The following is a 26,735-nucleotide window of genomic DNA, read 5'->3' as shown; positions in this document are numbered from 1 at the left end:
GATTGTGAGTCTGGTTCTGCCGTTCGGCGACAAGCATCCGGTCATTGCACCGGATGCTTTTGTTGCGCCGAACGCAGCGGTTATCGGTGATACCCAGGTCGGCGCGCGCAGTTCGATCTGGTTTGGCGTCACCCTGCGTGGTGACGTGAACAGCATCCGCATTGGCAGCGATACGAACATCCAGGACGGCAGCGTGGTGCATGTGACTCGGGCGAAGTTCGCCACGGTGATCGGTTCCAGCGTTACCATCGGTCACATGGCGCTGATCCATGGCTGCACCCTGGAAGACCGCTGTTTTGTCGGCATGCAGGCCACGGTGATGGATGCCTGTGTAATCGAAACCGATGGCATGCTGGCCGCTGGCGCCCTGCTGACACCCGGCAAGCGGGTTGCTGCCGGTGAACTCTGGGCCGGGAGACCGGCCAAACTGATGCGCCGTCTGGACGCGGACGAACTGCGAAATATCGCGGAAACGGCGGCACATTATGCCCGGCTGGGTAGTGCGTATCGCGAGCAGCTGGCGGCCAGCCGTTAAGATATTGTTGAAATCCGGCCTGTAAGGTTCCACGTATACAGAAACAATAATCCGGCCTGCGCCGGTTCTGTGGATGGAAACATGACCATCGGCGTTAAGACCCAGGCTCCGTGGCCCGATGATCTTTACGATCAGATCAAGTCGCATGGCGAGTTCCTGTCCGGCCGCCTGGGCAAGCTGACCCGCGGCAAGCAGCTGACATTGGTTGGGGCCGATCTGACGGGGATCAAGCTCGTCGGCATGAACCTGCAACGCACAATCTTCCGCAGTTGCCGTTTCTACTGCGCCGACCTGCGCAATTCCGACTTCAGCCAGGCCGTTCTGACCGGCTGCGACTTCTCTGGCGCCGATCTGACCAATGCGCGCTTCATCTGGGCGAATTTGCGTGGCGCTGACCTCTCGCGAGCCATTCTGAAGGGGACGCGCTTCGAGAATGCCGATATGCGGCCGATGACCGATCCGCCCGTTCCGCCTCATGGCAAGGGCGGCGCAGTATCATTAAGCGACACCACGCTGCATAACACCAATCTCAGTCAGGCCAAGCTGCTGGGGGCATCTTTCGTGGGTGCGATCCTGGATGGCTGCATTCTGGATAATGCCGACCTCGAAGGGGCTGACTTTTCCTATTCAACGCTCAGCAACGTGCAGTTCAAGAATGCCAAGCTGCATGATGCGAATTTCAAGCTGGCGGATTTCCCGCCCGAAATCCTGAACCAGCTGCAGGGCAGCGGCGCCAGGATTCCGAAGGAAATTCCGGTCGATGTGATCGAACAGGTGTTACGGGATCATCAGGCCTGGATCGATACCGATGGCCAGGTTGGCCGTCGCGCCATTCTGTCGGGCTGGTATTTGTCACGCGCCCATCTGGTGCATGCCAACCTGAACGGTGCGGACCTGCGGCAGGCCAATCTGTCGAATGCCAATCTGCATGGTGCCCGCCTGATCTGTTCGGATTTGCGTGAAGCCAATATGATGTATGCGAACCTGACGGATGCCGATCTGCGTGGCGCGCTGACGGAAGGGTCGCGCGGGTTGCCAGTCGTATTGAACGAGAAGAAGACCTGACCGTCAGCGACGGGCAGTGGAAGAGCGGCCGAGAGGTGATTTCTTCGGCTCGTTGGCCGTAAGGCCTTTCACGGCGCGCAGGATGCGGCGCCAGACCAGCATGCCGGCAAAATTGTTGTTCAGCGTCATTTCGGTCAGTTGCCGGTTGGCATGCGATTCCGCACGGCGCGGGCCATGGTCGGCGATCAGGTCGCGCGCAGCGCGCCAGATTTCAGCATCGGAACTCATGGGTGCAGACTGACGGCAAATCGTTAGCAGGGTCTTAAAGTATATCGCGGACTTTGTGGACGGCGACCCCGAGATTGTCGAGCAGGTCCCTTTGCAGCTTTTCCGTGGTTCCACGCACACCCTGGGCGAGAACCACATACATCGCGTCGATGTGAATGCTGATCACTTCCAGCTGCGCTTCGTTGGGCAATGCCAAGCCGGTAATGAAGTCCTTGAGCGATTTCGCCAGATGGCCGAGCAGGGGGTATCCGAAGATACCGCCCATGCCTTTGATATCGAAAGCCAGCTCGGAAATCGTGGACAAGATGAAAATCCGGGATAGCGGATCACTCTCGGCGGCTTTCACCTGAATCCGCATCTCGCGCAGCTTTTCCAGCACATCATTAGAGAAGGAATCTGCAGAAGCGCTGATGGCGCTCTCGATCCGGCTGCGCACATCGTCGGTCAGCACAATATCGACACCGGTTGTATGGTTAACCGCGCGCTGACGCAGTTCCTGCGGCGCCTTGATAATCTGCGCTTTGTTGGCCTTGCTCATAGCGGCAGTGAGTCCCCCGTCATACTGGCTTGAATAGCATAGCCAATATACCCGTCGGACGGGCAGGGTGGTTATATCGCCCTGCCCATACCCTTGTACACTGCCCGGAGGGTTAAGAGCCGATAACCCCACCATCCTGTTTGGTGATGACCACGATGGATGGACGTGGCGGCATGTCGGGCCGGAAGTCGGGCCAGCGTGTTGCTGGATCTTCAAAAGTCGAGCCCTTGCCGCTGATGGTGAATTTCTCAGCACCATCAGTCGCCGGATGCTGCACGGCGACAAAGAAAGTGCGGCCATCTGGCGTGAAGCAGGGACCGCACATCTCGGCACCCACCGGGACGCGGAAGAACATCTTTGACAGACCGCGGTTGGGGCCTTCGGTTTCGACGGCCCAGATGCCATCGGCCGTGCCGCTGGCCTTCTCCCAAGCTTCGCCCTGGTCGGTCGAAATCCAGAGCCGGCCCTGATTGTCGAAAGCGCAGTTGTCGGGGCAGGAGAACCAACCGTCCTTCGATGTTGCCGGATGAAATTTGCCGGCGACCTTTTCATCTGCCGGATTACCGCCCTGCAGCAGCAGCGACCAACTCGCCTTCGGAGCGGCATGATCGCCGTTGATGGCGGTCATTTCCAGGACCTGTCCCCATTCGTTGACGGCGCGCGGATTGGAGGCGTCGCGCTGTTCCGCCGTACGGCGATTGTTATTGGTCAGCATGACATAGACCTTGCCGGTCGCCGGATTGGCATCGATATCCTCCGGACGATCCATCTTAGTGGCCCCCAGCAGATCGCTGGCACGGCGTGCCTCAATCAGCACATCGGCCTGGCTGTTGAAGCCGTTGGTCGCCGTCAGCGGACCCTGACCATGGACCAGCGGCAGCCAGTCGATCGAACCATCTGCATTGTAGCGGGCCACATGCAGGACGCCCTCATCGAGGATGCCAAGATTGGCCTGCCGGTCGGCGGCGTTGTAGCGCCGGCTGGATACGAATTTGTAGACATATTCGAAACGTTCGTCGTCGCCCGAATAGACCACCACACGGCCGTCACCGTTGATCACCACAGCAGCCCCTTCATGCTTGAAGCGGCCAAGCGCCGTCCGCTTCTTGGGCACGAATTGCGGATTGTGGGGATCGATCTCAACCAGCCAACCGAAGCGGTTGGCCTCATTCGGTTCCTTGTTGACGTCGAAGCGCTCGTGATACTGGCCCCAGTTATACCAGTTGTCCGGCACACCATAGCGCTTGTGGTTGCGCTCTTCCGGATGATTGGGATCGAGCTTGCCCCAGAAATAGCCGTGGATATTTTCTTCCGCGGTCAGCACGGTGCCCCAGGGAGTCATGCCACCGGCGCAATTGTTGAACATGCCGAGTACGCGACGACCGGTCGCATCGGCCTTGGTGCGCATGCGGACATGGCCCGCGGCCGGGCCGGTCATTTCCATCGGGGTCGAGACATCAATACGACGCGCATAGCGGCTGCCAGCCGTAACGCCCCATTTGCCGTCGGTATTCTTCTCGATCTCGATGATGCTGGCGCCATGGGCGGCCATCTCGACGGCCACTAGGTCCGGTGTCATGTCCCTGAACAGCTTGTCCTTGGCTTCCTGCCGGCCGACGCCGGGGAACATGACTTCTTCGTTGGTGTATTCGTGGTTCACGAACAGCAGGCCACGCGTGGAGCTGTCGCTGCCCAGCGGCAGCGGAAGAAAACCGATGAAGTCGTTGTTGTAACCGAACTGCTTCGACTGGGCGGCTGCAGTCTGCTGGCGTACATTGAATGCCGGTGCATCCGGCGTCACAGCATCACCCCAACGGATCAGGATGTCAGCGTCATAGCCCGGCGCGACATGATGTGTGCGATCCACGCCATGGCTGATCTCGGTGAAGGTGAAGCGGCTGGCCACGGTGGGCGCGGTCTGGGCCAGCGCGGTCAGTGGCGACAGGCTCTGGCCGACCGTCAGTCCGGCTGCACTGGCCAATAGACCTTTCAGGATATCGCGACGGCCGTAACGGTGGAGGACAATCTCCCCCAGGGTTGGATTGGGGCTTTCGTTGATGCCAATATCCTGAGACGCTTCATAGGCTTCGCTCCGGCTGAGGCCGGCGGGGCGGTCGTGGGGCATGGTCTTCTCCTGGAATCGGGCTGTACATCCCGTCTGGAACACCTAGCTTGCCTCTGTGACGGGTTGATGAACCTTGCTGCGGCGCAACCGTGACGACAATTGAATCGGGGTAATTCGACTAAAGTCAGGGGGGCGGTTTACGGACGTCAGACACGGACAGCTTGCATGTACATGCAGAGGTAACGCTAAGATAAAACCAACATAAAAAAAGCGAACAAACGATCAGGCCGGAAAGGCAACCGGAGTCAAAATGGCTCTGTGGCGGGAGGAAGTATGCTGGGATTAGCCAATCTACCGACCGGATTACGCGTCGGTCTGGCCATTGTTCTGCTCGCCGTAACGACTCTGGGTTGGATTTGGGTCGGCAGCCAATCAATAACCATTATCGTTTCCGCCGTGGTTGTATTCATCCTGGGCAGTCTGCTGATCCTGTCTCTGGCTGGCGGCAGCGCAAAGGCTGCCGACATTCTCGGAAACTGGCCGGCTTCGGCCTCCCGGATATCGGAAGCCCCGGGTAGCCTGCGCCAGCCGCTACAGCAGCTGGCCCGCAGCTGGACCGACGAAACCGGCCGTCGTGAAGCCCTTGAGCGTCAGATGGCGATACTGCAGACGGAGCTTGAGCAGCTCCGCCGCAACGACAGCGCTGTGCTGGGTGAGATGGCCGAACTCTGCGCCGCCATCGGCAACGGTGTGCTCAGCCGGCGGGTTTCCTCGCATGACGACGAGGAATCCGCTCATGTGCTAGCCGAGAAGTTCAATCATATGGCGACCACCCTGGATGCGGTGGTGGGTGACCTCAAGCGCCTGTTCGGCCGCATGGCCGAAGGTGATTTATCTGTCGGCATGGACAGCGACTATGCCGGCGATTTCGGCGTCATCAGCCAGGGTTCGACACAGGTAGCCGAACGGCTGGGTGGCGTGATCGGCACCATCGTGCAGGCGGCCAATTCGATTTCCAGCGCCTCCGTGCAGCTCAACCGTGAAGCCAAGGGGCTGGCGGACAGCGCAGAATCGCAATCTGAAAGCCTGGATCGCACGGCGGCCGAGGCAGCCTCCATGAGCGAGGCAGCGAAAGCCAACGAGGCGGCGGCGAAACGTGCCAGCCAACGTGCCGAGCAGGCGCGGGCAGCCGCGCAGAATGGCGTGACGGTCGTCCGACGCTCGGTCGATGCGATGAACGAGATGGCGGAGATGTCGCAGCGCATTTCCGAGATCACCTCGCTGATCAACGAGATTGCTTTCCAGACCAACCTGCTGGCGCTGAATGCCTCGGTGGAAGCCGCGCGTGCGGGTGAGGCGGGCAAGGGCTTTGCTGTGGTGGCACAGGAAGTGCGCGCCCTGGCGCAGCGCTCGGCCAATGCCTCGAAGGATATTGGTGCAATCATCAAGCAGTCCGACGACAAGGTGAAAACCGGCGTCAACCTGGTGACCGAGACCGGCAAGGTGCTGAACGGCATCGTCGAGGCCATCGATTCAATGGGCGAACAGCTCGATGAGATCGAGCAGGCCAGTACGGACCAGTCGAGTCGCGTGAATGGCGTGACTGGGGCCATTAGCGAGATCAATGCCGCAACGCGCGGATATCTGGCCGTCGTACAGCGTACCGGCAAGGCCATCCAGGATATCGACCTGCAGGTCGCCAATCTGGCCACCCAGATCGCTTTCGTCACCACGACGGTTGACCGGCCGCTGCTGGTTACGGCGCAGGATGGTGCGGCCCGGATCAGCGATGTCTTTGAAGACGCGATCCGTCGCGGTGAGATCGGCATGGAAGATCTGTTCGATGAAACCTATGCGCCGATCAAGGGCACCAATCCGCAGCAGTTCATGACCCGCTTCGTCAAATTCACGGACTCGATCCTGCCCAAAATCCAGGAGTCCCTGCTGGATTCAAATCCGGCAATCACCTTCTGCGTCAGTATCGACCGCAACGGTTTCATTCCGACGCATAACCTGAAGTATTCGCAGCCGCAGGGTGCCGATCCGGTCTGGAACACGGCCAACTCGCGCAATCGTCGCCTGTTCAACGATCCAGTCGGGCTGGCCTGTGGCCGCAACACCAAGTCTTACCTGCTGCAATGCTATCGCCGCGACATGGGTGGCGGTGTGTTCGTGCTGATGAAGGATATGTCGGCACCGATTACGGTACAGGGGCGCCACTGGGGTGGCTTCCGCATCGGGTACAAGACCAACTAGGCACAAAAAAGGCCGCCTGATGGCGGCCTTTTCTATTGAATGGTACAACCGTCAGATACGCTCGATCACCATGGCAATGCCCTGGCCGACACCGATGCACATTGTACACAAGCCATAGCGGCCGCCGGTACGCTCCAGCTGATTGATCGCCGTTGTGATCAGGCGGGCGCCGCTCATGCCCAGCGGGTGACCGATGGCGATGGCGCCGCCGTTCGGGTTCACATAGGTGGCATCGTCCGGCACCTGCAATTGGCGCAGCACGGCCAGCGCCTGGGCAGCGAAGGCTTCGTTCAGCTCGATCACATCCATATCGCGGATGGTCAGGCCGGCTTTGGCCAGCACTTTCTCGGTCGCGGGCACCGGGCCGATGCCCATGATGCGCGGCGGCACGCCAGCCGCGGCGGTCGCAATGATGCGGCCGCGCGGCGTGAGGCCGTGCTTCTTGGCGCCGGCTTCGGACGCAATGATCAGCGCCGCAGCGCCATCATTGACGCCCGAGGCGTTGCCGGCTGTCACCGTACCGCCCTGGCGGAAGGGCGTCGGCAGCTTGCCCAGCGCTTCCAGCGAAGTATCGCGCGGATGCTCGTCACGGTCGACGACCACCGGATCGCCCTTGCGGCTGGGGATAGTCACTGAGGTGATCTCGGCTTCGAACAGACCCATTTTGATCGCATTCAGCGCGCGTTGCTGACTGCGCAGTGCGAAAGCGTCCTGATCGGTGCGGCTGATCTGATACTGCTCGGCGACGTTCTCGGCCGTCTCCGGCATGGAGTCGACGCCGTATTTCTGCTTCATCAATTTATTGACGAAGCGCCAGCCGATCGTGGTGTCGTGGATGTCAGCGGTGCGCGAGAAGGCGCTTTCGGCCTTGCCCATCACGAAGGGAGCGCGGCTCATGCTTTCCACGCCGCCGGTGATGATCAGGTCGGCTTCGCCGGTCTTGATCGCGCGGGCACCGGCACTGGCAGCTTCCAGACCCGAACCGCACAACCGGTTCACGGTCGCGCCGGGTACCTTCTCCGGCAGGCCGGCGAGCAGCAACGCCATGCGGGCGACGTTGCGGTTGTCTTCACCCGCCTGGTTGGCGCAGCCATAGATCACGTCGTCGATGGCTTCCCAGTCGACGGCGGGATTGCGCTGCATCAATGCCTTGATGGGGACTGCACCCAGATCGTCTGCACGCACGGCAGACAGCGCGCCGCTATAACGGCCCACGGGTGTACGGATGGCATCACAAATAAAAGCCTCGGTCATATGTCTCTCCCTAAGGTCTCTCGGCCGAGTTGAATTCACGCCCCCGGATCAGACCTGAATCAGATCAGACTGGCGGCGTGCGGGAGATGATGGCGGAGTAAAGTGCGGAGTCAACATTTCCCCCCGAACAGACCGCGATCACCGTGCGGTTAGCGCACGGGACTTTGCCGTTCAGAATACTGGCCAGTGCTGCGGCACCGCCGGGTTCCACTACCAACTTGAAGTAATGGAAGGCTGTTGCCATCGCGGTTTCGACTTCGGCATCCGTGGCGGAAACGGCGCCGGCCAGTGTGGTCTTCATCACGCCGAAGGTGATATCGCCAGGATGGGGTGCCATCAGGGCGTCGCAGAACGTGTTGCCCTTGCCAGCATGGCTGACGATCTTGCCAGCCTTGAGCGAGAGGTCGATATCGTCGAACTGGTCAGGTTCGGCACAGAAGACATCCGTCCCCGGCAGGCGGTCCTTGATCGCCAGTGCAATGCCCGAAATCAGGCCGCCACCGGACGCCGGCGCAATCACCGCATCAGGTTTGATGTCGCGTTCGGCACACTGGGTAGCGATCTCCAGTCCGATCGTGCCCTGACCGCACATGATGTAAGGATCGTTGAAGGGCGGTACCAGCGTCATGCCGCGTTCGTCGCGATAACGCATGCCGATGGCTTCGCGGTCTTCCTTGTAGCGGTCATACAGCACGACCTCGGCGCCATAAGCGCGGGTGTTGTCGATCTTGATCTTCGGTGCATCGCTCGGCATCACGATCACGGCCGGCGTGTTACAGATCTTAGCGGCCCAGGCACAGGCCTGGGCATGATTCCCGGACGAGAAAGCGACGATGCCACGCTTGCGTTCGTCGGCATTGAGGCGGCTGATGCGGTTATAGGCGCCGCGGAATTTAAACGAGCCGCTGACCTGCAGGGGCTCGGCCTTGATCAGCAGGCGGCCACCCAGCTTCTCGTTCAGGAACTGGCTTTCGAGTAGTGGCGTGCGCACGGTGATGCCGCGCAACTGGCGGGCCGCATCCTCGACATCGGCAACGGTGGGCAGGACAGGCAGCTTGGCAGGCGCGTTCATCAGGTTTCTCCGGCAGGCAGATATGCAGCCGGCTTCCGAAAACCCGACTGCGGAATGACGGGCAGTATAGAACCTGACCGCGCCCGGTTACAGGCCTGCCAGGAAGCTGTCGAGGGCGGCTTCCGCCTCCGGCTCATCCAGCATGGGGATATGGCCGACGCCGGGGACAGTTACCGCGATCATACCGGCATGCTCGCGTTTCATGCGGATAAAGGTATCGGCGGTCAAAACATCGGATAGAGCGCCACGCAGGGCCAGTACCGGCAGATGCCGCAGGCCGCGGAACAGCGGCCACAGGTCGGGCAGGGGCCGTTTGGCCTGCTCCTTCAGGGCGACCGAGATATTGAGATCGTAATCCAGCCGCAGGCCGCCGCGCTGTTCGTCCTCGGTGAAGCTGGTGCGGGCGATCCGCAGCCAGCCTTCATCGTTGAGGTTGGGATAGGCCGTGGCATAGGCCTGACGCCAGGATGTGGCGCCGGTTTCGTAATCCGGTACGAAGACGCCGCGGCCGACATATTCGGCAATGCGCTGCCGACCGGCTTCGCTGACCTCAGGGCCGATGTCGTTGATGATGGCGCCGGCCAGAACGGAGGGCATGACCGCTGTCATCGCCATGGCCAGAATACCGCCCAGCGACGTACCCAGTACGATTACCTTCGGGATACGGGCAGCTGCCAGCAGATGCTGGATGTCGCTTATATAGATGGCGGCTTCGTAGTTGCGCGGATTGGGGTCAAAGGCTGAGCGGCCGCGGCCGCGATAATCCAGACAGACAATCCGCCGCACACCGGCATGACGCAGGGCGAAGTCATGAAAGTCTTTCGAGTTACGGGTCAGGCCGGTCAGGCAGAGCAGTGGGGTACGTCGACTGGTGTGATCGCCATACTCGCGGTAACTCAGCCGCAGGTCGTCCTGGGCATGAAAGCCATGCTCGACGTAATCCCGGATCGTCATCCGGTCAGTCCCAGCACGGCAGGAACATCGCTCAGGTTGCGAAGCGTGACGTCTGGTGGATTGGGCAGGCGTTCGGCAGGCTGACCGCTGCGATTGATCCAGATGGTGAAGAAGCCGGCGCGCTTGCTGGCATGGATATCCCAGCCATTGCTGCTGTGGAAGGCAATCGCGGATGCCGGCAAATCCAGGCGATCTATGGCCAACTTGTAAATACGAGGATCAGGCTTGTAAATGCCGATCTCTTCGACAGATAGCTGATGATCAATCAGACTGGCAATTCCGGATGACCTGCAGGCAGAATCCAGCATAGCCGGCGCACCATTCGACAGGATGCCGGTGACGAGGCCCGCGTCTTTCAGTTTGCGCAGCATAGCCGGCGCTTCAGGATAGCAGGCCAGATTGTAGTAAAGATCAAGCAGACGTTTGCGCAGGTCGGCATTGTGTGACAGTCCGGCCTCGTCCAGCGCGTAATCGAGCGCATCGGATGTCACCTGCCAGAAATCGGCATGGGCGCCCCCCATCAGGCTGCGCAGCCAACTGTAGTTGAGTTGCTTGGCGCGCCAGGTATCGGCCAGCACCTGCCATTGCGGGCCGATCTCGGCTGAGAGGGTACGGGCAGCCGCGCTGACGTCGAACAGAGTGCCATAGGCATCAAAAAGACAGGCTCTGACGGCTGGCGTGCCCACCATGGATCAGCAGTTCGCAGCGTTGCAGGCTTGGCGCAGCGTGCCGCGCATATCGGTCTGGATACGATCAACCGGCATGGCGATGCCACCCATCAGGGCGCGGTAAACCTGCACGCTTTCGAGAACGCGCTGCACGTAGTTGCGCGTCTCGGTGAAGGGGATCAGTTCGATCCAGTCAATCACATCGACATGCGGCTGACGCGGATCGCCCCAGTCCTGAATCCACTTCCGCGCACGGCCTTCGCCGGCATTGTAGCTGGCCAGGGCGAGCACATAGTTGTTGTCCCATTTCTGCAGCAGGCCCTTCAGATAGGTGGAGCCAAGCTGCACGTTGTAGCCGGCATCGTTGGTCAGGCGGCCCTGATCGAAGCCGAGCTTCAGATCCTTGGCGACATCCTTGGCGGTTGCAGGCATGAGCTGCATCAGGCCACGCGCACCCACCGGCGAGACGGCGAACTGGTTGAACTCGCTTTCTTGTCGCGAAAGGCCCAGTACCAGTGCGGTTTCCGGATCATTGATCCGCAACATCGGTTCGACCAGCGGGAAAGCCTCGCGTACCAGAATGACCCCCTGCCGCGCCGAGCGCTTGCTGGAGGCGACGGCCAGATCGACCCGACGCAGGTTGCGCGCCAGCTGGGCCACCAGCTTGTGCTCTTCCGGGCTGTCGGCTGTATTGACCAGACGAATGATGAAGGGGCGCAGGCGTTCTTCCTGATCCAGCTCGACCAGAATCTGCGCGGCCCGTACCACTTCACGGCGCTGGAACAGGCGCGTTGCTTCCGGCGTCGGGCGGATCGGGTCTTGCAGGTCGAGCGGTGCCTTCGGGTCCAGTTCCTGAGCGGCCAGCTGGCCATAGAAGGTGGTGCTGTTGCGCGCAGCCTGCGCATACCAGCTGCGCGCCTGTTCAGCATTGCCCAGGGCAGCATGAGTGCGGGCAAGCCAGTAGGCCGCCCGCGACTGGCTGACCGGAAAGCGCACGCTGTCCTGCAGGGCGGTGAAATGCTTCAGGGCCGCTTGTGGCTCCTGCAGCAGGCGGAGTGCGATCCAGCCTGCCATCCATTCGGCATCCGCCATCGCGCTGCCGGCCTTCAGCCCGTGGCCGGCGGCCAGACGATAGGCTTCGGAGATGCGGCCTTCCGCGATTGCCTTGCGGGCGCGGAAGTGGCGTTCGACCCACCATTTCTCGGCACGGCCAAGATCGTCAGGGGCGTTGTAGAGAAGAGCCTCGACGCCGTCGTTCATGCCGCGCTTGCGCTGCCAGCGCAGGCGGTCGTAGTTCAGGCCGCCGTCATCGCGCAGATGTGATGGCAGACCGGCCACCAGCGTTTCGGCGCCAGCGACATTGTTGGCCAGTGCGATGCGGGTTTCGGCCAGACGACGGCCGTCCTGGTCCAGGCGCGGGATCATGCGGCGGGCGGCCTCAATGTTGCCATCCCAGAGCAGGCGGTCGGTGCGGGCGGCGTTGTCGGCCGGCGTGAAACGGTCGCCGAATTCGGCCCACAGCACCTTCTCGTCGCGCTGCGACAGATTCCCGTCGACCCAGGCGCGCCGCATGATCGGGAAGGCATCCTTGTCACGGCCCAGCCGCAGCAGGGTCTCGCCGAGGCGCAGCAGGCCAAGGCCGGTCTCCGGCGGATGCGCATCGAACCAGGCCAGGATGCGGCCATCGCCGATCGAGCCGTCGATGGCTTCTTCGGCGCGGCGCAGCAGCGCCTCACGGGCCGGCCAGTCGGGCTTGGTGTCAATGAAGGTGGTGATCTCATCGAAGCTGGCGCCGCTGTTGGCGGTCTGTAGCCAGAGCCAGCGGACCAACTGGGCGATCAGGGGATTCTTGGCGGTGGCTGCGATCCGGCGGGCCGAATCAAACCGCCCGGCGCCGGCTTCCTGGATCGCCTTCTGGCCGAGCTGGCGGTCTTCGGCCGAGAGGATGATGTTGTCGGCGGGCAGCTTGGTCTGCTCGGGCCGGGCTGGCGGGGTGCCTTTGCGCGGCTTTTCGCCCGGGACGGGGACGCTGGATGTGGAAGCCAGATCGGGCGCATGTTTGGCCGGCTGCTTGGCGACGGCAGGAAACAGGCTCAGACAGGCCAGCAGGACAGCGCCGCCGGCTAGCCGGCGCCCCCAGAGACCAAGACAATCGATACAATGCAGTGGCACGGCGAATCTTTCGCAAATCCAAAGGGATGATAGCAGGCGGCGCGCCCTGGCAAAAGCACGGCTTGCCCTTGATGGGGCCTGCCGGCGCGGGTAAGGTCGCGGCTACTCCGTTTCGTAACGTGCAAAGGTAAAGGAACCATCATGTTCAAGGGCTCGTTCGTCGCACTGATTACCCCGTTCCGTAAGGGGAAAGTCGACGAGAAAGCGTTCGGCGATTTCGTCGAATGGCAGATCGCCCAGGGCACCCATGGCCTGGTTCCGGTCGGCACTACCGGTGAATCGCCGACACTGAGCCATGACGAACACAAGCGCGTGGTGGAAATCTGCATCGAAGCGGCTCATGGCCGTGTGCCGGTGATGGCTGGCGCCGGTTCGAACTCGACCGATGAAGCGATCGAGCTGACCAGGCATGCCGAAGAGGCCGGTGCCGATGCCGCGCTGATCGTGACGCCGTACTACAACAAGCCGACCCAGGCTGGGCTGTACGCGCATTACAAGGCGATCCACGACGCCACCGACATTCCGATCTTCATCTACAACATCCCACCGCGCTGCATCATCGACATGTCGGTCGAAACGATGGCCGCGCTGTCCAAGTTGAAGCGTATCGTCGGCGTGAAGGATGCCACCGGCGATCTGGTGCGGCCGCTCAAGCAGCGCATCGCGTCGGGCGCCAAGTTCTGCCAGCTCGATGGCGACGACGCGACTGCGCCGGGTTTCAACACCCATGGCGGCAGCGGCTGCATCTCGGTGACTGGCAACATCGCGCCCAAGCTGGTGGCGCAGATGCAGGAAGCGAGCCTTGCCGGTGACCATGCCAAGGCGCTGGCGATCCAGGAAAAGCTGATGCCGCTGCATTCGGTGCTGTTCACCGAGGCCAGCCCCGGCCCGGTGAAGTATGCCGCCGAGCTGCTGGGCATCTGCACGGCTGAAGTGCGTCTGCCGCTGGTGCAGCCGACCAAGGAGACCCAGGCCAAGGTGAAGGCCGTGGTCAAGGCGCTTGGTCTCGTCGGTCCGAAGGCCAAGGGAAGCAAGTCCGTGTCCAAGGCCAAGACCGGCAAGAAAAAGAAGAAGTAAGTATTCATGGTCCAGCAATCGCGCACGGTCGCTGAAAACCGTCGTGCGCGCTACGATTTTCATCTGGACGAAACCTATGATGCCGGCGTGGTTCTGGTCGGCTCTGAGGTGAAAAGCCTGCGCGACGGTCGTGCCAGCATCCAGGATGCTTACGCGACCGAGCAGGGCGGAGAGATATGGCTGATCAACTCGCATATCCCCGAGTATCACGGCGCCAACCGGTTCAACCATGAGCCTCGGCGGCAGCGCAAACTTCTGCTGAACCGCAAGGAAATCGGTAAACTGATCGGGAGCCTGAAGCGCGGGGGCGTGACACTCGTGCCGCTCACCATATTTTTCAACGAGCGCGGTCGGGCCAAGGTGAAGATCGCGCTGGCGCGCGGCAAGAAGTTGCACGACAAGCGCGAGACGGAAAAGAAGCGCGACTGGGATCGTGAGAAGCATCGGCTGCTGCGCAGCCGATAGCTAGATACGGAGGCGGCGATGAGCGATGAGTACAAGCCCGGATTGCTCGGCCAGATCAAAGACAAGCTGATAGCCTCCAAACAGCAATGGGCCAAGGACGGCCGGCTGCTGACCGGCGAGACCAGCAGTCCGGACAAGCGCCGCCTGCCACCGGGCCAGCGTCTGGTGCGCGACTGGCCAGTGCTGGACCTGGGTGTACAGCCGAATATCCAGCTGGATCGCTGGCAGCTTTCGGTCGGCGGCTTGGTCGCCAAGCCGCTCAAATTGAACTGGAACGATTTTCTCGACCTGCCGCAGACGGATACCGTATCCGATATCCATTGCGTCACGGCCTGGTCGCGCTACGACAACCGCTGGAGCGGCGTGCTCGCGCGGGATTTCCTCAAGGCCGTGCAGCCGCGCAAGGACGCCAGGCACATCGTGTTTCAGTCCTATGACGGCTATGCCACCAATGTGACCCTGGAAATGTTCTCGGCCCCGGATGTGCTGCTGGCGCATTCCTGGGAGGGGCAGCCGCTGACGCGCGAGCATGGCGGGCCGGTGCGCATCATTATGCCGCAATATTATTTCTGGAAATCGGCGAAGTGGGTTAAGCATATCGCGTTCCTGGATCAGGACGCGCCGGGCTACTGGGAAGTGCGCGGCTATCACAATACCGGCGATCCGTGGAAAGAAGATCGCTACGGCTGAGAGGCTGCAGTTCGGGGGGCGTAGATGGATCAGCAACGTGGACTGATATACGGCGAACAGCCCGGCATGCGCTTTGCGCTCATTCTCGACGGCGCTGGCGGTGCCCGCGAAGTCGGCTGGGATGAAGTGCGGCGCTGGCGGCCGGCGCAGGGCATTCTCTGGGTGCATCTGGAACGCGATCATGACGTGGCGGCACGCTGGTTGCGCAACGAAAGTGGCCTCGACGCGGTGGTCTGCGATGCGCTGCTGGCCGATGAATCGCGGCCGCGCATCCAGGAAACCGCCAACGGCCTGATCGCCGTGCTGCGCGGCGTCAATCGCGATCCGAACGAGAATACACTCGACCTGGTGCCGATGCATCTCTGGGCCGATGAAACCCGGATGATCTCGTTGCGCGACAGGGACCACTATCTGCATGCGCTGCGTGATATCCGTGAATCCTTCAGCGACGGGCAGGGGCCTCTGCATATCGGTCATCTGCTGACCAAGATTACCCGCCGCATCATGAAGTACATCGAGCCAGTGCTGGAGCAGCTGGAGGATGAGGTCGACGAGTTCGACCACCAGATCGAGGAATGCGATGTTCGCGTGGCGCGCGGCGACCTCAGCAATATGCGCCGCCGGGTGATTTCACTGCGTCGCTATATGGCGCCGCAGCGCGAGGCGATGTTCCGCCTGCAGGGTGCCAGCGTAAGCTGGATCATGCCACGTGACCGTCAGCGCTTACGCGAACTGACCGATAAGGTGCTGCGCAGCGTGGAAACGCTGGATGCGCTGCGTGACCGCCTGACCATCCTGCATGAAGACCTGACCACGGTGATGAGCGAGCAGATCGCCCAGACCACCAACCGCCTGACGGCGCTGACCGCCATCCTGCTGCCACCGAGCCTGCTGGCCGGCCTGCTGGGCGTGAATGTCGCCGGCATACCCTTTGCGGATCAGCCCTGGGCCTTCGGCGCGCTTTGCGCTGCCACGGTTACACTGATCGGCCTGGAAGTCTGGCTGCTGCGCAAGATGCGCTGGTTCTAGGCGTCACGGCGACCAGATTATCTCCGGATCGAGTGGATAGATAGGCCGCGGCACCTGTCGCCAGGGCACATTCTTCAGCACCGGCGTGGTCAGGCCTGGCACGTCCACCTCGATGATGCGGTCATCGGGATAGAACTGGTCGAAGCCGGCGCGGAAATGGCCGCGTGATTTCACCACCAGACTGCGCAGGCTGGCGATGTCGATCCCGAAGGTCTCGAAAAACATCGGGTCCAGCGCCTGGTGCCGGTTGGTCATCACCACGACCTGAATGCCGTCGACAGCGACGACAGCTGCAGGCCCCATGTTTAGGGTGCGACCGGCGGCCATGCCGCGCCGGCCTACGAATATCCCCTTGCTGAGTGCGACTACACGGCCTTTGGCCGTGAAGGGTTCGGAGAAGGTGGTGGTTTCGTCGCGGTTGAAGCGCACTTCGAATTCGGCACCGACACCCAGCCTGTGCGCTTCGGCCGCCAGCGGCGGGTCGTAGACGGGACCGATGGCGCAGCCGGTGACGCCGGCCTTGTGGAAAGCGGCGAGAATATAGGTCGTGTTGCCACGGCCGCCGCCGCCGGGATTGTCGGCCACATCGGCAAACAGCAGGGACGGTTTCGCGGCGTCACGGCTGCAGGCCAGCGCCATCTCGGTGCAGCGCTCGAGGCTGATGAGGTTAGTGGTGAACCGGTGCCGCTGGCTCCAGGCATAGGCCGCGACATCACGGGCAACAGTTTCGGCCACCTTGATATCGGTAGCGGTCGCGATCACCGACATGCCGTTCTTCGGTGTATCGCCTAGCGAGAAGCCCGAGGATACCGATACATCGATCACACCGTTGCCCAGTTTGGACTGGCCATAGGCGATCACATCGGCATAGGGACCGGATTTGGTGTTCTGGCTAGTCGATGGCGGAATGAAGGGCAGCTTGACGAAAGCGGCCTTGGGTTTCAGGCCCTGCAGCATGGCATGCAGGTGCCGGGCGCAGTCGGCGCCGCGATCCGGCATGTCGGTATGCGGGTTCTCGCGATAGGCGACCAGGATATCGGCCTGTTCGACCATGATGGTGTTGACGTTGGCATGCAGGTCGAGCGTGGCCACGATCGGCACATCGGGACCGACGATTTCACGTATGGCGCGAAACACGGTGCCGTCAGGATCGATATCGACGGTTGCGATGGCCGCGCCATGCTGGGACAGGAACACGCCGTCCACCGGGCCGGCATCCCGCAACAATTGGCACATGCGGGCAACCGTTTCCTCGAAGAAAGCCTGGTCAACCGGGCCAGAAGCGCCAACGGCAGCCATCACCAGCGGCACACGCTCCCAGTCGCCCAGCCGGTCCATCTCGCCGGTAAAGCCGGTCAGCGTGGTGGGGCTGCGGGGATTGGCGCTGGTCAGGTCGGCCAGCAGGGCATCGCTCTCCAGCAACACGGCGGCCTCGAACTCGGCACGTGTTGCCACCGGGGCATGGCCATTGCTCTCGAGCATGAAACCACCAATAGCAATACGATGTTTGCGCGACATGGGGCTATGTCATCCTGTTAATTGACACTGTCGTGAATTGCAGTCTGTTATAGATTCAACGCGACGCCAAGAACCAGAAGGATATCGAAATGCTTCCAATATCCCGCCGTCACTTTCTCGGAGGCACCTTCGCCATGCTGGCGGTTGCCAGCGTTCCGTTCCGTGTCACGGCGCAAGGCGCGCCTGCACTGGTGATTGGCACCAAGCTGGAACTCAACACACTCGATCCGCATTTCTTCAACGGCTTCCCGCAGGCTTCTTCCCATTCGCTGATCTTTGATGCCCTGCTGGGGATCGACAGCGAGCTCAGACTGATTCCGGGCCTGGCGACCGCCTGGCGCAATATCGATAACCTGACCTGGGAATTCGATTTGCGGCCGAATGTGAAATTCCATGATGGTTCGGATTTCACGGCCGATGACGTGATCGCCACGCTGGAGCGCGTGCCGAAGGTGCCGAACAGCCCGAATCCTTTCACGCAGTTCACCCGCCAGATCGTGAAAAGCGAAAAGCTGGGCGATCACAAGATTCGCTTCCGTACCGACACGCCGGCGCCGACGCTGCCCTCTGATCTGGCGCGCGTCTTTATCATTTCAAAGAAGCATGTTGCGGCCAGCACCGGTGATTTCAATGCGGGAGCCAGCGGGGCTGCCATCGGCACCGGTCCGTACAAGGTGGTGGAGTGGACCAACAGCCAGCTACTGGTACTGAACCGCAACGATGGTTACTGGGGCGAGAAACAGCCCTGGGCGCGGGTGACCGAAAAAACCATCAAGGGTGATGCCGGGCGGATCGCCGCCCTGCTGTCGGGCGATGTGGATGCCATCGACGAGGTGCCGACACTCGATATTCCGCGCATCAAGCAGGACAAGCGCTTCACCATCAGCAGTGGAGCCTCGGCCACGGTGCAGTATATCGCCATGGATGCCGTGCGCGATGTCAGCCCCTTCATTTCGGCCAAAGACGGCCAGCCGGCATTGCTGGGTAATCCACTGAAAGACAAACGCGTGCGCAAGGCGCTGTCGCTAGCGATCAATCGCCAGCTGATTGTGGACCGTATCCTGGATGGTTCGGCCACGCCGGCCTCACAATTCCTGCCGTCGCGTTTCGATGGCACCAGCACCAGGCTGAAGGTCGATTCCTTCAATCTCGACAGGGCCAAAGCCCTGCTGAAGGAAGCGGGTTATGCCAACGGCTTCAAGATTACCCTGCATGCCACGGGCGACCGTTATCCCAAAGACAAGGATATCGCCCAAGCCGTCGGGCAGGCGTGGACGCGGCTTGGTCTGCAGGTCAGCGTCGAGGCGTTGCCCGGCACGGTCTTCTTCAGCCAGGCCACCAAGCAGGAATACTCGGTCTTCATGGCCCAGTATGGCACGGATGAAGCGTCGATCGGCCCGCGCGCCCTGGTGCACACACCAGGCGGCATCTACGGCACGGCGAACCGGACCAAGTTTTCCCATACCGACATTGATGCTGCCATCGAGAAGGCGCAGGCGGAAATGGATCCGGTCAAGCGCAAGCCGCTGGTGCAGGCTGCCATCGACATCACGATGGAAGAGCAGGCAATCATCCCGGTCTTCCATCCGAATGCGGAGATGGCCAGCAAGGCCAATATCGGCATCACGCCACGACCCGAACGGCGCTTCAATGCGCTGATGATGAAGCCGAAGGCTTAATCAGCCGGTAACCGCGACGATCTTGTCGAAGACGTCGTGAAACATCCGCTCGGTCAGACGACCGGTATTGGTGTTGTAGCGGGAGCAGTGATAGCTGGAGAACAGTGTCACGCCGTTGGCCAGCTTGTGCTGCGCGTTGTGGCCGAAGGGTGCTGCAGCGCGCTTCACCTTTAGCGTATCCAGCGTGGCGACATGGGCAATCTGGCCCAGCGCCAGGATGGCCTTGAGGTTGGTCAGTGCCGCAATCTCGCCGGTCAGGAAATTGGCGCGGCAGATCTTGGTTTCGGCGGGTGTCGGCTTGTTCTCGGGCGGCACGCATTTCACTGCATTGGTGATATGGCTGCGCACCAGCTGCAGGCCGTCCTTCGGATCGGCTTTGAATACGCCCTTCGCGAAACCGTACTTGATCAGCGTGCTGTACAGCAGGTCGCCGGCATAATCGCCGGTGAACGGCCGGCCGGTACGATTGGCGCCTTTCAGGCCGGGCGCCAGGCCGACGATCAGCAGGGCCGGCTGCGGATCGCCCCAGGGCGGCACCGGACCGTTGAAGAAATCCGGATAGGCGACGCGATTGGCGTTGCGAAAATCGGCCAGGCGAGGGCAGAGCGGGCAGTCATGGCCCGGCAGGGCGGGGGCAGTGGTCATAATCGCGGTGTATAGCGATTGGGCGTTCAGATCAACGGAGATGCCAGTCTAGCGCAGATGCTTGCGCGGATCGGCTGTGTCGATTTCGTCGAAATCATCCATCGCCTGCGCCGGGCTGGACGGGGCAGTATTCCCGCCCGCATTGCCCTGGCCGCTGCGCAGCGTGGCATGCACGCCGGCGGTGCGGGAATGGTCGCGGGTGGCCTGATCGCGCATGATCTTGGGCATAAGGTCCTGCAGCTCGATGAAGGTATCGGCCTGTCGGCGTAGTTCGTCGGCCACCATGGGGGGCTGGGTCTTGGTCGAACTGACGACGCTGACGCGAACGCCCTTGCGCTGCACGGCTTCCACCAGCCGACGGAAATCGCCATCGCCGGAGAACAGCACCACATGGTCGATATGCGGGGCCATTTCCATCACGTCGATGGCCAGTTCGATATCCATGTTGCCCTTCACCTTCCGGCGGCCCATGGCATCGGTGTATTCCTTGGCCGGCTTGGTCACCATGGTGAAGCCGTTGTAGTCGAGCCAGTCGATCAGCGGCCGCAACGGGGAATATTCCTGATCTTCCACCAGTGCCGTATAGTAAAAGGCACGGACGAGATGTGACTCCTTGCGGAAGCTGTCCAGCAGGCGGCGGTAATCGATTTCGAAACCCAGGCTGCGTGCTGCGGAATACAGGTTCGCACCATCGATGAAGAGCGCGACGCGCTCCTGCGTATAGAACTTCATGGCTATCCCTTTGCTCAATGACTTTGAAAGCAATGACACTTAAAATTCTTATGCCATCTTTCTTAGTCGTTACGGCATTCATGGCAAGGGAATTCGCATCGTGAATGGCGGGATTTACATTGCGCTGGGCGCCAACCTGCCGGGTCCCTGTGGCGAGCCTCGCGCAACGCTGGAAACAGCGCTGCGGATGCTCGCGGCCGAGAATGTCGTCGTGCTGAATCGCTCCTCCTGGTGGCGGTCGGCTCCGCTACCGGCATCGGATCAGCCCGATTTCATCAATGGCGTGGCCGAAATCGGCACCACGCTGTCGGCGCATGACCTGCTGCAGCAGCTTCACCGGATCGAAACGATCTGCGGACGGGTCCGTCAGCAACGGTGGGAGGCCCGGACACTCGATCTTGACCTGATCGATTACCGGGGGGAAATCGCCCCCGGTGAGGTCCCGCCCGGAACTCCGGTTTTGCCCCATCCGCGGCTGCAGAACCGGCTGTTCGTGCTGCTGCCGCTGCAGGAAATCGCGCCGGACTGGCATCATCCGGTCAGCGGGCAGGGTCTGTCAGGGCTCATTCAGACGGCGGAACCGTTGAATATCAATAAGTTATAAGGAATTTCTTGGGGATCGAGCAGGTTTTCTGCTTGAATAGGGGCCTTGCATCCTCGCGGGATCGCCCTTAATAAGCGCCTTCCGCCGTAATTCACTGTTTTGCCCAAGGGTAGACCATGGCTCGCGTCACCGTCGAAGATTGCGTCATCAAGATCCCGAACCGCTTCGAGCTGGTTCTGCTGGCCGCCCAGCGCGCCCGCGCCATCGGCACCGGCGCCTCGCTGACCGTGGATCGCGACAACGACAAGAACCCGGTCGTCGCGCTGCGTGAAATCGCCGACGAGACCGTGGATATCGAGGGTCTGCGCCAGCGTATGATCGGCGATATGCAGGACAGCCCGGAAGTCGACGAGCCGGAAGAAGACAATATGGCCAACCTGATGCAGTCCGGTGAATGGGCCGGCGTGCAGCAGGACAACGAGGACCTCGGCGAAGGCATGGGGATCGATGAGGTCGACGGCGACGATGCTGACGAGGCCGAGGAAGCTGAGCCAGCCGCTGCTCCTGAGGCTGACGAAACCTGAGCCTCTGACCGGCCTGCAGGGCTGGTCTGATCATAAAACCTACAGTTTGTGATGCGGCGGGCTTGTTCCCGCCGCATTTTCGTTCAGAATTAGTCTTTAGGTTCAACCGTTTGCCAGAGGTGAAACGGACTAAAGACCATGCGCCCGCGAGTCATGCGCCAAGTTGAGCTGGTAGAAAAGGTTCTTGCCTACGATCCCGATGCGGACGAGGACCTGCTGAATCGCGCCTATGTATTCTCGATGAAGGCCCATGGCGCCCAGAAGCGGGCCTCTGGCGATCCCTATTTCTCCCATCCGGTCGAGGTGGCCGGCATCCTGGCCGGCATGAAGCTGGACAGTACGGCCATCGCTACCGGCCTGCTGCACGACACCCTCGAAGACACTGTCGCCACGCCCGAGGAAATCGAGAAGAATTTCGGCGGCGACGTGCTGCGTCTGGTCGATGGCGTGACCAAGCTGTCGCGCATCGAGCTGCAATCCGATCGCGCACGCCAGGCCGAGAATTTCCGCAAGTTGCTGCTGGCGATGTCGAACGACATCCGCGTGCTATTGGTCAAGCTGGCCGACCGACTGCACAACATGCGCACGCTGCATTTCATCAAGACGCCCGAGAAGCGTCGACGCATCGCCAAGGAGACCATGGAAATCTTCGTTCCGCTCGCCGATCGCATCGGCATGATGGAGCTGAAGGAAGAACTGGAAGACCTGGCTTTCGCTGAATTGAATGGCGATGCCCGCGCCTCGATTATTGCACGCCTGGACCAGTTGCGCAGCGAGGGCGGCAGTCTCGTCGACCGTATCGCCGACAAGCTGAAGCGGACACTGGCTGAGAACGGTGTCGATGCCTGGGTCTCGGGTCGTGAAAAGCGCTCCTTCTCGATTTGGGAGAAGATGCAGCGCAAGAACATCGCCTTTGAGCAGCTCTCTGACATCATGGCTTTCCGCATCGTCGTGCGTGACGAGGCGGCCTGCTATCACGCGCTCGGGGTGGTGCATCAGACCTGGCCGTCGGTACCCGGCCGCTTCAAGGACTACCTGTCGACGCCGAAGCAGAATGGCTATCGCAGTCTGCACACCACGGTGATCGGACCCGAGAACAAGCGCATCGAAGTGCAGATCCGCACCCAGGAAATGCATGACATCGCCGATCTGGGCGTGGCCGCGCACTGGACCTACAAGCAGAACGGCCATGGCAATGCCGCCGCACCGGAAGCCGAGGCGCGCCAGTATCGCTGGTTGCGCGAACTGCTGGAAATCCTGGAGCAGACTGCCGATCCGGAGGAGTTCCTGGAGCATACCAAGCTCAACATGTTCCAGGATCAGGTCTTCTGCTTCACGCCGAAGGGCGATCTGATAGCCTTGCCGCGCGACGCCACCGTGGTCGATTTTGCCTATGCCGTGCATTCCGACGTGGGCGATACAGCTGTCGGCGCCAAGGTCAACGGCCGCGTCGTGCCGCTGCGGACGGTGCTGCGCAACGGTGACCAGGTCGACATCTTGCGTTCCAAGGTGCCGGCGCCCAATCCGACCTGGCTGAACTTCGTCAAGTCCGGCCGCGCCAAGTCCTGCATCAACCGCTTCATCCGCCAGCAGCAGCGCGGCCAGTACCAGGAGCTGGGCAAGGCTATCCTGGTCAAGAAGTTCAAGGAACAGGATGCCTCGGTCAGCGACAAGGTGCTCGATCCGGTTGTGAAGGTGCTGAAGCTGCGCAATGCCGACGACGTTTATGCCGGCGTGGGCGAGGGCAACATCACCGCCCGTCAGGTGCTGAACATTGTCTTCCCCGGCCAGAAGGAAGACGAGGCCGATAAGGCTGCGCCGCAGTTGCGTGCGCACAAGCCGGCAGACAAGGCCGGTGTAGGCGGCATCTCGATCCGCGGCCTGATCCCCGGCATGGCCATGCATTTCGCCGGCTGCTGTCATCCGCTGCCGGGCGATCGCATCGTCGGCATCGTCACCACTGGCAAAGGCGTTACCATCCATACCATCGACTGCGATGCGCTGGAGCAGTTCGCCGAACAGCCCGAACGCTGGCTTGATCTGGCCTGGGATGCGGCTGATGGCACACAGGGCCATGTCGGCCGCGTCAGCCTGGTGATCAACAACGAGCCGGGCGCGCTCAGCGCGGTGACCACCATCATCGCCAAGCACAAGGGCAATATCACCAACCTGAAGATCACCAACCGTAGTCAGGATTTCTTCGAGATGTTCGTGGATATCGAGGTCCGCGACGTGAAGCACCTGACCAATATCATTGCCGCCCTGCGCGCCACGCCGGTCATCAGTTCGGTCGAACGCGCCAAAGGCTGAGAATAGCAGGAACAGAGAAGAGAACGATGAACCGCGACGACGTTTTGCAGCATTACCGTGACTCCGGCGCCTTGCTGGAAGGCCATTTCCTCCTGACCTCCGGCCTGCACAGCCCGGTCTACATGCAGTCCGCCCGCGTGATGATGTATCCCGAACGCGCCGCAGCGTTGTGCAAGGCGCTGGCCGACAACATCCGCGCCAAACTCGGCCCCAAGCCGGTCGATCTGGTCTGCTCACCCGCCATGGGCGGCGTGGTGGTCGGCTACGAACTCGCGCGCCAGCTTGGCGTGCCGGCGATCTTCACCGAACGCGTGGATGGCAAGTTTTCCCTGCGCCGCGGCTTCGATATTCCCAAGGGCGCCCGCGTGCTGATGGCCGAGGATGTGGTTACCACCGGCAAATCGAGCCGCGAATGCATCGACTGCATTGCCGATCATGGCGGTGTCACTGTTGGCGCATCCTGCATTGTCGATCGCTCGGATGGCGAGGTCGATCTCGGCGTGCCGTTGTTTGCGCTCTGCGGCTACAAGGTCATGGCCTATCGTGAGGATGAACTGCCGCCGGAGCTGCAGAAGATTCCAGCGATCAAGCCTGGCTCGCGCGGCCTGAAGTAGGAGAGACCGATGGCGGTGCGCCCCCTGCGTCTTGGCGTGAACATCGACCACGTTGCCACTATCCGCAATGCGCGTGGCGGCAAGCATCCCGATCCGGTGCGCGCTGCCAAGATGGCTGCCGGCGCCGGCGCCGACGGCATTACCGCGCATCTGCGCGAGGATCGCCGTCATATCTCGGATGGCGATATCGACCGGCTGATGGCGGAAATCAGCCTGCCGCTCAATCTGGAGATGGCGGCGACTGAAGAAATGCTGACCATCGCGCTGCGTCATCGGCCGCATGCCGTCTGCATCGTGCCGGAGCGTCGCGAGGAGCGGACCACCGAGGGCGGCCTTGATGCCGTGGGCCAGCATAATCATCTCGCGCCGATGATCCGCCAGCTGTCGACGGCGGGCAGCCGCGTGTCGCTGTTCATCGAGCCGTCGGTTCAGCAGCTCGACGCCGCCAAGGCGCTCGGCGCGCCGGTGGTGGAGTTGCATACCGGCCGCTATTGCGAAGTCACCGCTGCCGAGCAGCAGGCCGAGCTGGAGCGCATCCGCAAGGCCGCAGCCCATGCCGAGACCATCGGCCTTGAATGCCACGCCGGCCATGGCTTGACCTTCGAGAATGTTGCGCCGGTTGCTGCTATCCCCACCATTGTAGAACTCAATATCGGCCATTTCCTGATCGGCGAGGCGATCTTCGGCGGTCTGGATGGCGCGATCCGTCGCATGCGCACGCTGATGAATGACGCGCGCGGCCTGAACGCGAAATCGGCATGATCATCGGCCTGGGCTCGGACCTGATCGATATCCGTCGCATCGAGCAGACGATCGCGCGCTTCGGCGACCGTTTTCTGGAGCGCATTTTCACTCCCGTGGAACGTGCGCGCTCGGATCGCCGGGCGATGACCCGGATCGACTCCTACGCCAAGCGGTTCGCTGCCAAGGAGGCCTGCGCCAAGGCGCTGGGCACCGGTCTGCGCAAGGGCGTGTTCTGGCGCGACATGGGTGTGATCAATATGCCGGGCGGCAAGCCGACCATGGCGCTCACGGGCGGCGCGCTGGCCCGTCTGCAGAGCATGCTGCCCGAGGGCCATGAGGCCGTGATCGAGGTCTCGCTGACCGATGAGCCGCCGCTCGCCCAGGCTATTGTCATTATCTCCGCGCGCCCCAAATTACCTGATTTTCCGGGATCGCCGGCGGGAACTTGACTTTGACTGGGCCTTGGCCGCTTGATGCAGCGCCGATGGGTCTAAAATCGGCCATAAGGGATTGATTTATATGGATCAGGAGCAGGCAGTGGCGAAGATGAAGTCGCGGGCTGGCGATATCTGGGAAAGCCTCCGCACGCTGGTCTTTGCCGTGCTGATCGCGGTCGGCATCCGCACCGTCGCCTATGAGCCGTTCCATATCCCGTCTGAGTCCATGCTGCCGACCCTGCTGGTCGGCGACTATGTCTTTGTCTCCAAATATGCCTATGGCTACAGCAAGTATTCCCTGCTGTTCAGCCCGCCCCTTTTCGAGGGTCGAATCCTGGGCTCGGAGCCAAAGCGGGGCGATGTCGTGGTCTTCCGCTGGCCGCGCGATCCTTCGATCGACTACATCAAGCGTCTGGTCGGACTGCCGGGTGACCGGCTGCAGATGCGTGATGGCGCGCTCTACATCAACGGCGAGGCGATCAAGCGCCGCCGGGTCGAGGATTTTGAACGCCACGACCGGTTTGGCAATGTGATCGACCGCGAACGCCAGTGGGAAGAGACCCTGCCCAACGGCGTCGTTTACCGTACGCTCGATATCAACATGTACAGCAGCAGCGACAATACCGGCATTTATACCGTGCCGCCGGGTCACTACTTCATGATGGGCGATAACCGCGACAATTCGCTCGACAGCCGTATCGGGTTGGAATCCGGCGGCGTCGGTTATGTGCCGGCGGATCACCTGATCGGGCGTGCCGATGTGCGCTGGATTTCCATCGACCAGAACGCGTCGCTGCTCAAGCCCTGGACCTGGTTCAGCGCGTTGCGCTGGAACCGCATGTTCACTGGTATCGAGTGAG

At 61.6% G+C, this 26,735-nt stretch carries 26 protein-coding genes; 15 read left to right on the top strand and 11 right to left on the bottom strand.

Annotated features, from left to right (window positions below; genetic code table 11):
- The first annotated feature begins 4 nt into the window (after positions 1 to 4).
- Both AC1RRE_RS19110 and AC1RRE_RS19105 read left to right on the top strand, forming a co-directional pair.
- Positions 5 to 535, top strand: coding sequence for a gamma carbonic anhydrase family protein (locus tag AC1RRE_RS19110; RefSeq protein WP_492983463.1), 531 nt, complete (start codon positions 5 to 7; stop codon positions 533 to 535).
- Positions 536 to 616: 81 nt separating this feature from the next.
- Positions 617 to 1,600, top strand: a complete 984-nt coding sequence (locus AC1RRE_RS19105; RefSeq protein WP_492983461.1) for a pentapeptide repeat-containing protein — start codon at positions 617 to 619, stop codon at positions 1,598 to 1,600.
- A gap of 3 nt (positions 1,601 to 1,603) precedes the next feature.
- Here AC1RRE_RS19105 and AC1RRE_RS19100 read toward each other — a convergent pair whose 3' ends face one another.
- From AC1RRE_RS19100 to AC1RRE_RS19090, 3 genes are all read right to left on the bottom strand, one after another.
- Complete coding sequence (locus AC1RRE_RS19100; protein ID WP_492983459.1) at positions 1,604 to 1,828, bottom strand: hypothetical protein; 225 nt, start codon at positions 1,826 to 1,828, stop codon at positions 1,604 to 1,606.
- Positions 1,829 to 1,862: 34 nt separating this feature from the next.
- Complete coding sequence (locus AC1RRE_RS19095; RefSeq protein WP_492983457.1) at positions 1,863 to 2,366, bottom strand: hypothetical protein; 504 nt, start codon at positions 2,364 to 2,366, stop codon at positions 1,863 to 1,865.
- Positions 2,367 to 2,478: 112 nt separating this feature from the next.
- Positions 2,479 to 4,491, bottom strand: a complete 2,013-nt coding sequence (locus AC1RRE_RS19090) for a PhoX family protein (protein WP_492983455.1) — start codon at positions 4,489 to 4,491, stop codon at positions 2,479 to 2,481.
- Positions 4,492 to 4,764: 273 nt separating this feature from the next.
- On the opposite strand from AC1RRE_RS19090, the gene AC1RRE_RS19085 reads away from it, so the two are divergent.
- Entirely contained in the window at positions 4,765 to 6,687 is a 1,923-nt protein-coding gene (locus AC1RRE_RS19085) for a methyl-accepting chemotaxis protein (protein WP_492983453.1), read from the top strand.
- A 51-nt stretch (positions 6,688 to 6,738) separates the two neighbouring features.
- Here AC1RRE_RS19085 and pcaF read toward each other — a convergent pair whose 3' ends face one another.
- From pcaF to AC1RRE_RS19060, 5 genes are all read right to left on the bottom strand, one after another.
- A complete protein-coding gene (pcaF, locus tag AC1RRE_RS19080) occupies positions 6,739 to 7,941 on the bottom strand; it encodes a 3-oxoadipyl-CoA thiolase (RefSeq protein ID WP_492983451.1) in 1,203 nt (400 codons plus the stop codon).
- 64 nt (positions 7,942 to 8,005) lie between these two features.
- Positions 8,006 to 9,013, bottom strand: a complete 1,008-nt coding sequence (locus AC1RRE_RS19075; protein ID WP_492983449.1) for a threonine ammonia-lyase — start codon at positions 9,011 to 9,013, stop codon at positions 8,006 to 8,008.
- 87 nt (positions 9,014 to 9,100) lie between these two features.
- Positions 9,101 to 9,967, bottom strand: coding sequence for an alpha/beta fold hydrolase (locus AC1RRE_RS19070; protein ID WP_492983447.1), 867 nt, complete (start codon positions 9,965 to 9,967; stop codon positions 9,101 to 9,103).
- Positions 9,964 to 10,656, bottom strand: a complete 693-nt coding sequence (locus tag AC1RRE_RS19065; protein ID WP_492983445.1) for a haloacid dehalogenase type II — start codon at positions 10,654 to 10,656, stop codon at positions 9,964 to 9,966. The genes AC1RRE_RS19070 and AC1RRE_RS19065 overlap by 4 nt, the downstream gene beginning before the upstream one ends.
- A gap of 3 nt (positions 10,657 to 10,659) precedes the next feature.
- The gene (locus AC1RRE_RS19060) at positions 10,660 to 12,807 is read right to left on the bottom strand and encodes a lytic transglycosylase domain-containing protein (RefSeq protein WP_492983443.1); all 2,148 of its coding nucleotides are present in this window, start codon (positions 12,805 to 12,807) and stop codon (positions 10,660 to 10,662) included.
- Positions 12,808 to 12,948: 141 nt separating this feature from the next.
- Between AC1RRE_RS19060 and dapA the strand changes: the two genes are divergently transcribed.
- The 4 genes from dapA to AC1RRE_RS19040 are packed head-to-tail and all read left to right on the top strand — an operon-like array spanning position 12,949 to position 16,068.
- Entirely contained in the window at positions 12,949 to 13,884 is a 936-nt protein-coding gene (gene dapA / locus AC1RRE_RS19055; protein ID WP_492983441.1) for a 4-hydroxy-tetrahydrodipicolinate synthase, read from the top strand.
- A gap of 6 nt (positions 13,885 to 13,890) precedes the next feature.
- Positions 13,891 to 14,349 carry an SsrA-binding protein SmpB gene (smpB, locus tag AC1RRE_RS19050; protein ID WP_492983439.1) on the top strand — a complete coding sequence of 153 codons (459 nt, stop codon included), beginning with the start codon at positions 13,891 to 13,893 and terminating at the stop codon, positions 14,347 to 14,349.
- 18 nt (positions 14,350 to 14,367) lie between these two features.
- A complete protein-coding gene (locus tag AC1RRE_RS19045) occupies positions 14,368 to 15,039 on the top strand; it encodes a sulfite oxidase-like oxidoreductase (RefSeq protein ID WP_492983437.1) in 672 nt (223 codons plus the stop codon).
- 24 nt (positions 15,040 to 15,063) lie between these two features.
- Positions 15,064 to 16,068 (top strand): zinc transporter ZntB, encoded by a 1,005-nt coding sequence (locus AC1RRE_RS19040; protein WP_492983435.1) that lies wholly within the window; start codon positions 15,064 to 15,066, stop codon positions 16,066 to 16,068.
- Positions 16,069 to 16,071: 3 nt separating this feature from the next.
- Here AC1RRE_RS19040 and AC1RRE_RS19035 read toward each other — a convergent pair whose 3' ends face one another.
- Complete coding sequence (locus AC1RRE_RS19035; protein WP_492983433.1) at positions 16,072 to 17,586, bottom strand: M81 family metallopeptidase; 1,515 nt, start codon at positions 17,584 to 17,586, stop codon at positions 16,072 to 16,074.
- A gap of 89 nt (positions 17,587 to 17,675) precedes the next feature.
- Here AC1RRE_RS19035 and AC1RRE_RS19030 point away from each other — a divergent pair, with 89 nt between their 5' ends.
- On the top strand, positions 17,676 to 19,265 hold the full coding sequence (locus AC1RRE_RS19030) for an ABC transporter substrate-binding protein (RefSeq protein WP_492983431.1): 1,590 nt from the start codon (positions 17,676 to 17,678) through the stop codon (positions 19,263 to 19,265).
- Here AC1RRE_RS19030 and AC1RRE_RS19025 read toward each other — a convergent pair whose 3' ends face one another.
- On the bottom strand, positions 19,266 to 19,910 hold the full coding sequence (locus AC1RRE_RS19025; protein ID WP_492983429.1) for a uracil-DNA glycosylase: 645 nt from the start codon (positions 19,908 to 19,910) through the stop codon (positions 19,266 to 19,268).
- A gap of 48 nt (positions 19,911 to 19,958) precedes the next feature.
- A complete protein-coding gene (locus AC1RRE_RS19020; protein ID WP_492983427.1) occupies positions 19,959 to 20,642 on the bottom strand; it encodes a LabA-like NYN domain-containing protein in 684 nt (227 codons plus the stop codon).
- Positions 20,643 to 20,742: 100 nt separating this feature from the next.
- On the opposite strand from AC1RRE_RS19020, the gene folK reads away from it, so the two are divergent.
- The 7 genes from folK to lepB all read left to right on the top strand — a co-directional run bounded on the left by folK (position 20,743) and on the right by lepB (position 26,734).
- Positions 20,743 to 21,246, top strand: coding sequence for a 2-amino-4-hydroxy-6-hydroxymethyldihydropteridine diphosphokinase (gene folK / locus AC1RRE_RS19015; protein ID WP_492983425.1), 504 nt, complete (start codon positions 20,743 to 20,745; stop codon positions 21,244 to 21,246).
- A 116-nt stretch (positions 21,247 to 21,362) separates the two neighbouring features.
- Entirely contained in the window at positions 21,363 to 21,770 is a 408-nt protein-coding gene (rpoZ, locus tag AC1RRE_RS19010; protein WP_492983423.1) for a DNA-directed RNA polymerase subunit omega, read from the top strand.
- A gap of 153 nt (positions 21,771 to 21,923) precedes the next feature.
- Positions 21,924 to 24,080 carry a RelA/SpoT family protein gene (locus AC1RRE_RS19005; RefSeq protein ID WP_492983421.1) on the top strand — a complete coding sequence of 719 codons (2,157 nt, stop codon included), beginning with the start codon at positions 21,924 to 21,926 and terminating at the stop codon, positions 24,078 to 24,080.
- A gap of 26 nt (positions 24,081 to 24,106) precedes the next feature.
- Entirely contained in the window at positions 24,107 to 24,694 is a 588-nt protein-coding gene (gene pyrE, locus AC1RRE_RS19000; RefSeq protein WP_492983419.1) for an orotate phosphoribosyltransferase, read from the top strand.
- A 9-nt stretch (positions 24,695 to 24,703) separates the two neighbouring features.
- Positions 24,704 to 25,456: a pyridoxine 5'-phosphate synthase gene (locus AC1RRE_RS18995; protein WP_492983417.1), complete on the top strand. Its 753-nt coding sequence runs from the start codon at positions 24,704 to 24,706 to the stop codon at positions 25,454 to 25,456.
- The gene (acpS, locus tag AC1RRE_RS18990) at positions 25,453 to 25,887 is read left to right on the top strand and encodes a holo-ACP synthase (protein ID WP_492983415.1); all 435 of its coding nucleotides are present in this window, start codon (positions 25,453 to 25,455) and stop codon (positions 25,885 to 25,887) included. Before AC1RRE_RS18995 ends, acpS begins: the two co-directional genes overlap by 4 nt.
- A gap of 70 nt (positions 25,888 to 25,957) precedes the next feature.
- Complete coding sequence (gene lepB, locus AC1RRE_RS18985; RefSeq protein ID WP_492983413.1) at positions 25,958 to 26,734, top strand: signal peptidase I; 777 nt, start codon at positions 25,958 to 25,960, stop codon at positions 26,732 to 26,734.
- The last annotated feature ends 1 nt before the right edge of the window (position 26,735 follow it).

The sequence above is a fragment of the Ferrovibrio sp. GW821-FHT12D07 genome, from assembly GCF_058807275.1.
Note: the sequence above shows the minus strand (reverse complement) of the source record. Positions and strands in the feature narration are given on the sequence as shown.

Coding starts and splice junctions, on each gene's coding strand:
- AC1RRE_RS19025 (WP_492983429.1), bottom strand. CDS start 19,910: ATGACCACTGCCCCCGCCCTGCCGGGCCATGACTGCCCGCTCTGCCCT.
- AC1RRE_RS19040 (WP_492983435.1), top strand. CDS start 15,064: ATGGATCAGCAACGTGGACTGATATACGGCGAACAGCCCGGCATGCGC.
- dapA (WP_492983441.1), top strand. CDS start 12,949: ATGTTCAAGGGCTCGTTCGTCGCACTGATTACCCCGTTCCGTAAGGGG.
- AC1RRE_RS19100 (WP_492983459.1), bottom strand. CDS start 1,828: ATGAGTTCCGATGCTGAAATCTGGCGCGCTGCGCGCGACCTGATCGCC.
- AC1RRE_RS19095 (WP_492983457.1), bottom strand. CDS start 2,366: ATGAGCAAGGCCAACAAAGCGCAGATTATCAAGGCGCCGCAGGAACTG.
- AC1RRE_RS19075 (WP_492983449.1), bottom strand. CDS start 9,013: ATGAACGCGCCTGCCAAGCTGCCTGTCCTGCCCACCGTTGCCGATGTC.
- acpS (WP_492983415.1), top strand. CDS start 25,453: ATGATCATCGGCCTGGGCTCGGACCTGATCGATATCCGTCGCATCGAG.
- AC1RRE_RS18995 (WP_492983417.1), top strand. CDS start 24,704: ATGGCGGTGCGCCCCCTGCGTCTTGGCGTGAACATCGACCACGTTGCC.
- AC1RRE_RS19090 (WP_492983455.1), bottom strand. CDS start 4,491: ATGCCCCACGACCGCCCCGCCGGCCTCAGCCGGAGCGAAGCCTATGAA.
- AC1RRE_RS19105 (WP_492983461.1), top strand. CDS start 617: ATGACCATCGGCGTTAAGACCCAGGCTCCGTGGCCCGATGATCTTTAC.
- AC1RRE_RS19085 (WP_492983453.1), top strand. CDS start 4,765: ATGCTGGGATTAGCCAATCTACCGACCGGATTACGCGTCGGTCTGGCC.
- smpB (WP_492983439.1), top strand. CDS start 13,891: ATGGTCCAGCAATCGCGCACGGTCGCTGAAAACCGTCGTGCGCGCTAC.
- lepB (WP_492983413.1), top strand. CDS start 25,958: ATGGATCAGGAGCAGGCAGTGGCGAAGATGAAGTCGCGGGCTGGCGAT.
- AC1RRE_RS19045 (WP_492983437.1), top strand. CDS start 14,368: ATGAGCGATGAGTACAAGCCCGGATTGCTCGGCCAGATCAAAGACAAG.
- AC1RRE_RS19020 (WP_492983427.1), bottom strand. CDS start 20,642: ATGAAGTTCTATACGCAGGAGCGCGTCGCGCTCTTCATCGATGGTGCG.
- AC1RRE_RS19070 (WP_492983447.1), bottom strand. CDS start 9,967: ATGACGATCCGGGATTACGTCGAGCATGGCTTTCATGCCCAGGACGAC.
- rpoZ (WP_492983423.1), top strand. CDS start 21,363: ATGGCTCGCGTCACCGTCGAAGATTGCGTCATCAAGATCCCGAACCGC.
- AC1RRE_RS19030 (WP_492983431.1), top strand. CDS start 17,676: ATGCTTCCAATATCCCGCCGTCACTTTCTCGGAGGCACCTTCGCCATG.
- AC1RRE_RS19035 (WP_492983433.1), bottom strand. CDS start 17,586: ATGTCGCGCAAACATCGTATTGCTATTGGTGGTTTCATGCTCGAGAGC.
- pcaF (WP_492983451.1), bottom strand. CDS start 7,941: ATGACCGAGGCTTTTATTTGTGATGCCATCCGTACACCCGTGGGCCGT.
- AC1RRE_RS19065 (WP_492983445.1), bottom strand. CDS start 10,656: ATGGTGGGCACGCCAGCCGTCAGAGCCTGTCTTTTTGATGCCTATGGC.
- AC1RRE_RS19005 (WP_492983421.1), top strand. CDS start 21,924: ATGCGCCAAGTTGAGCTGGTAGAAAAGGTTCTTGCCTACGATCCCGAT.
- pyrE (WP_492983419.1), top strand. CDS start 24,107: ATGAACCGCGACGACGTTTTGCAGCATTACCGTGACTCCGGCGCCTTG.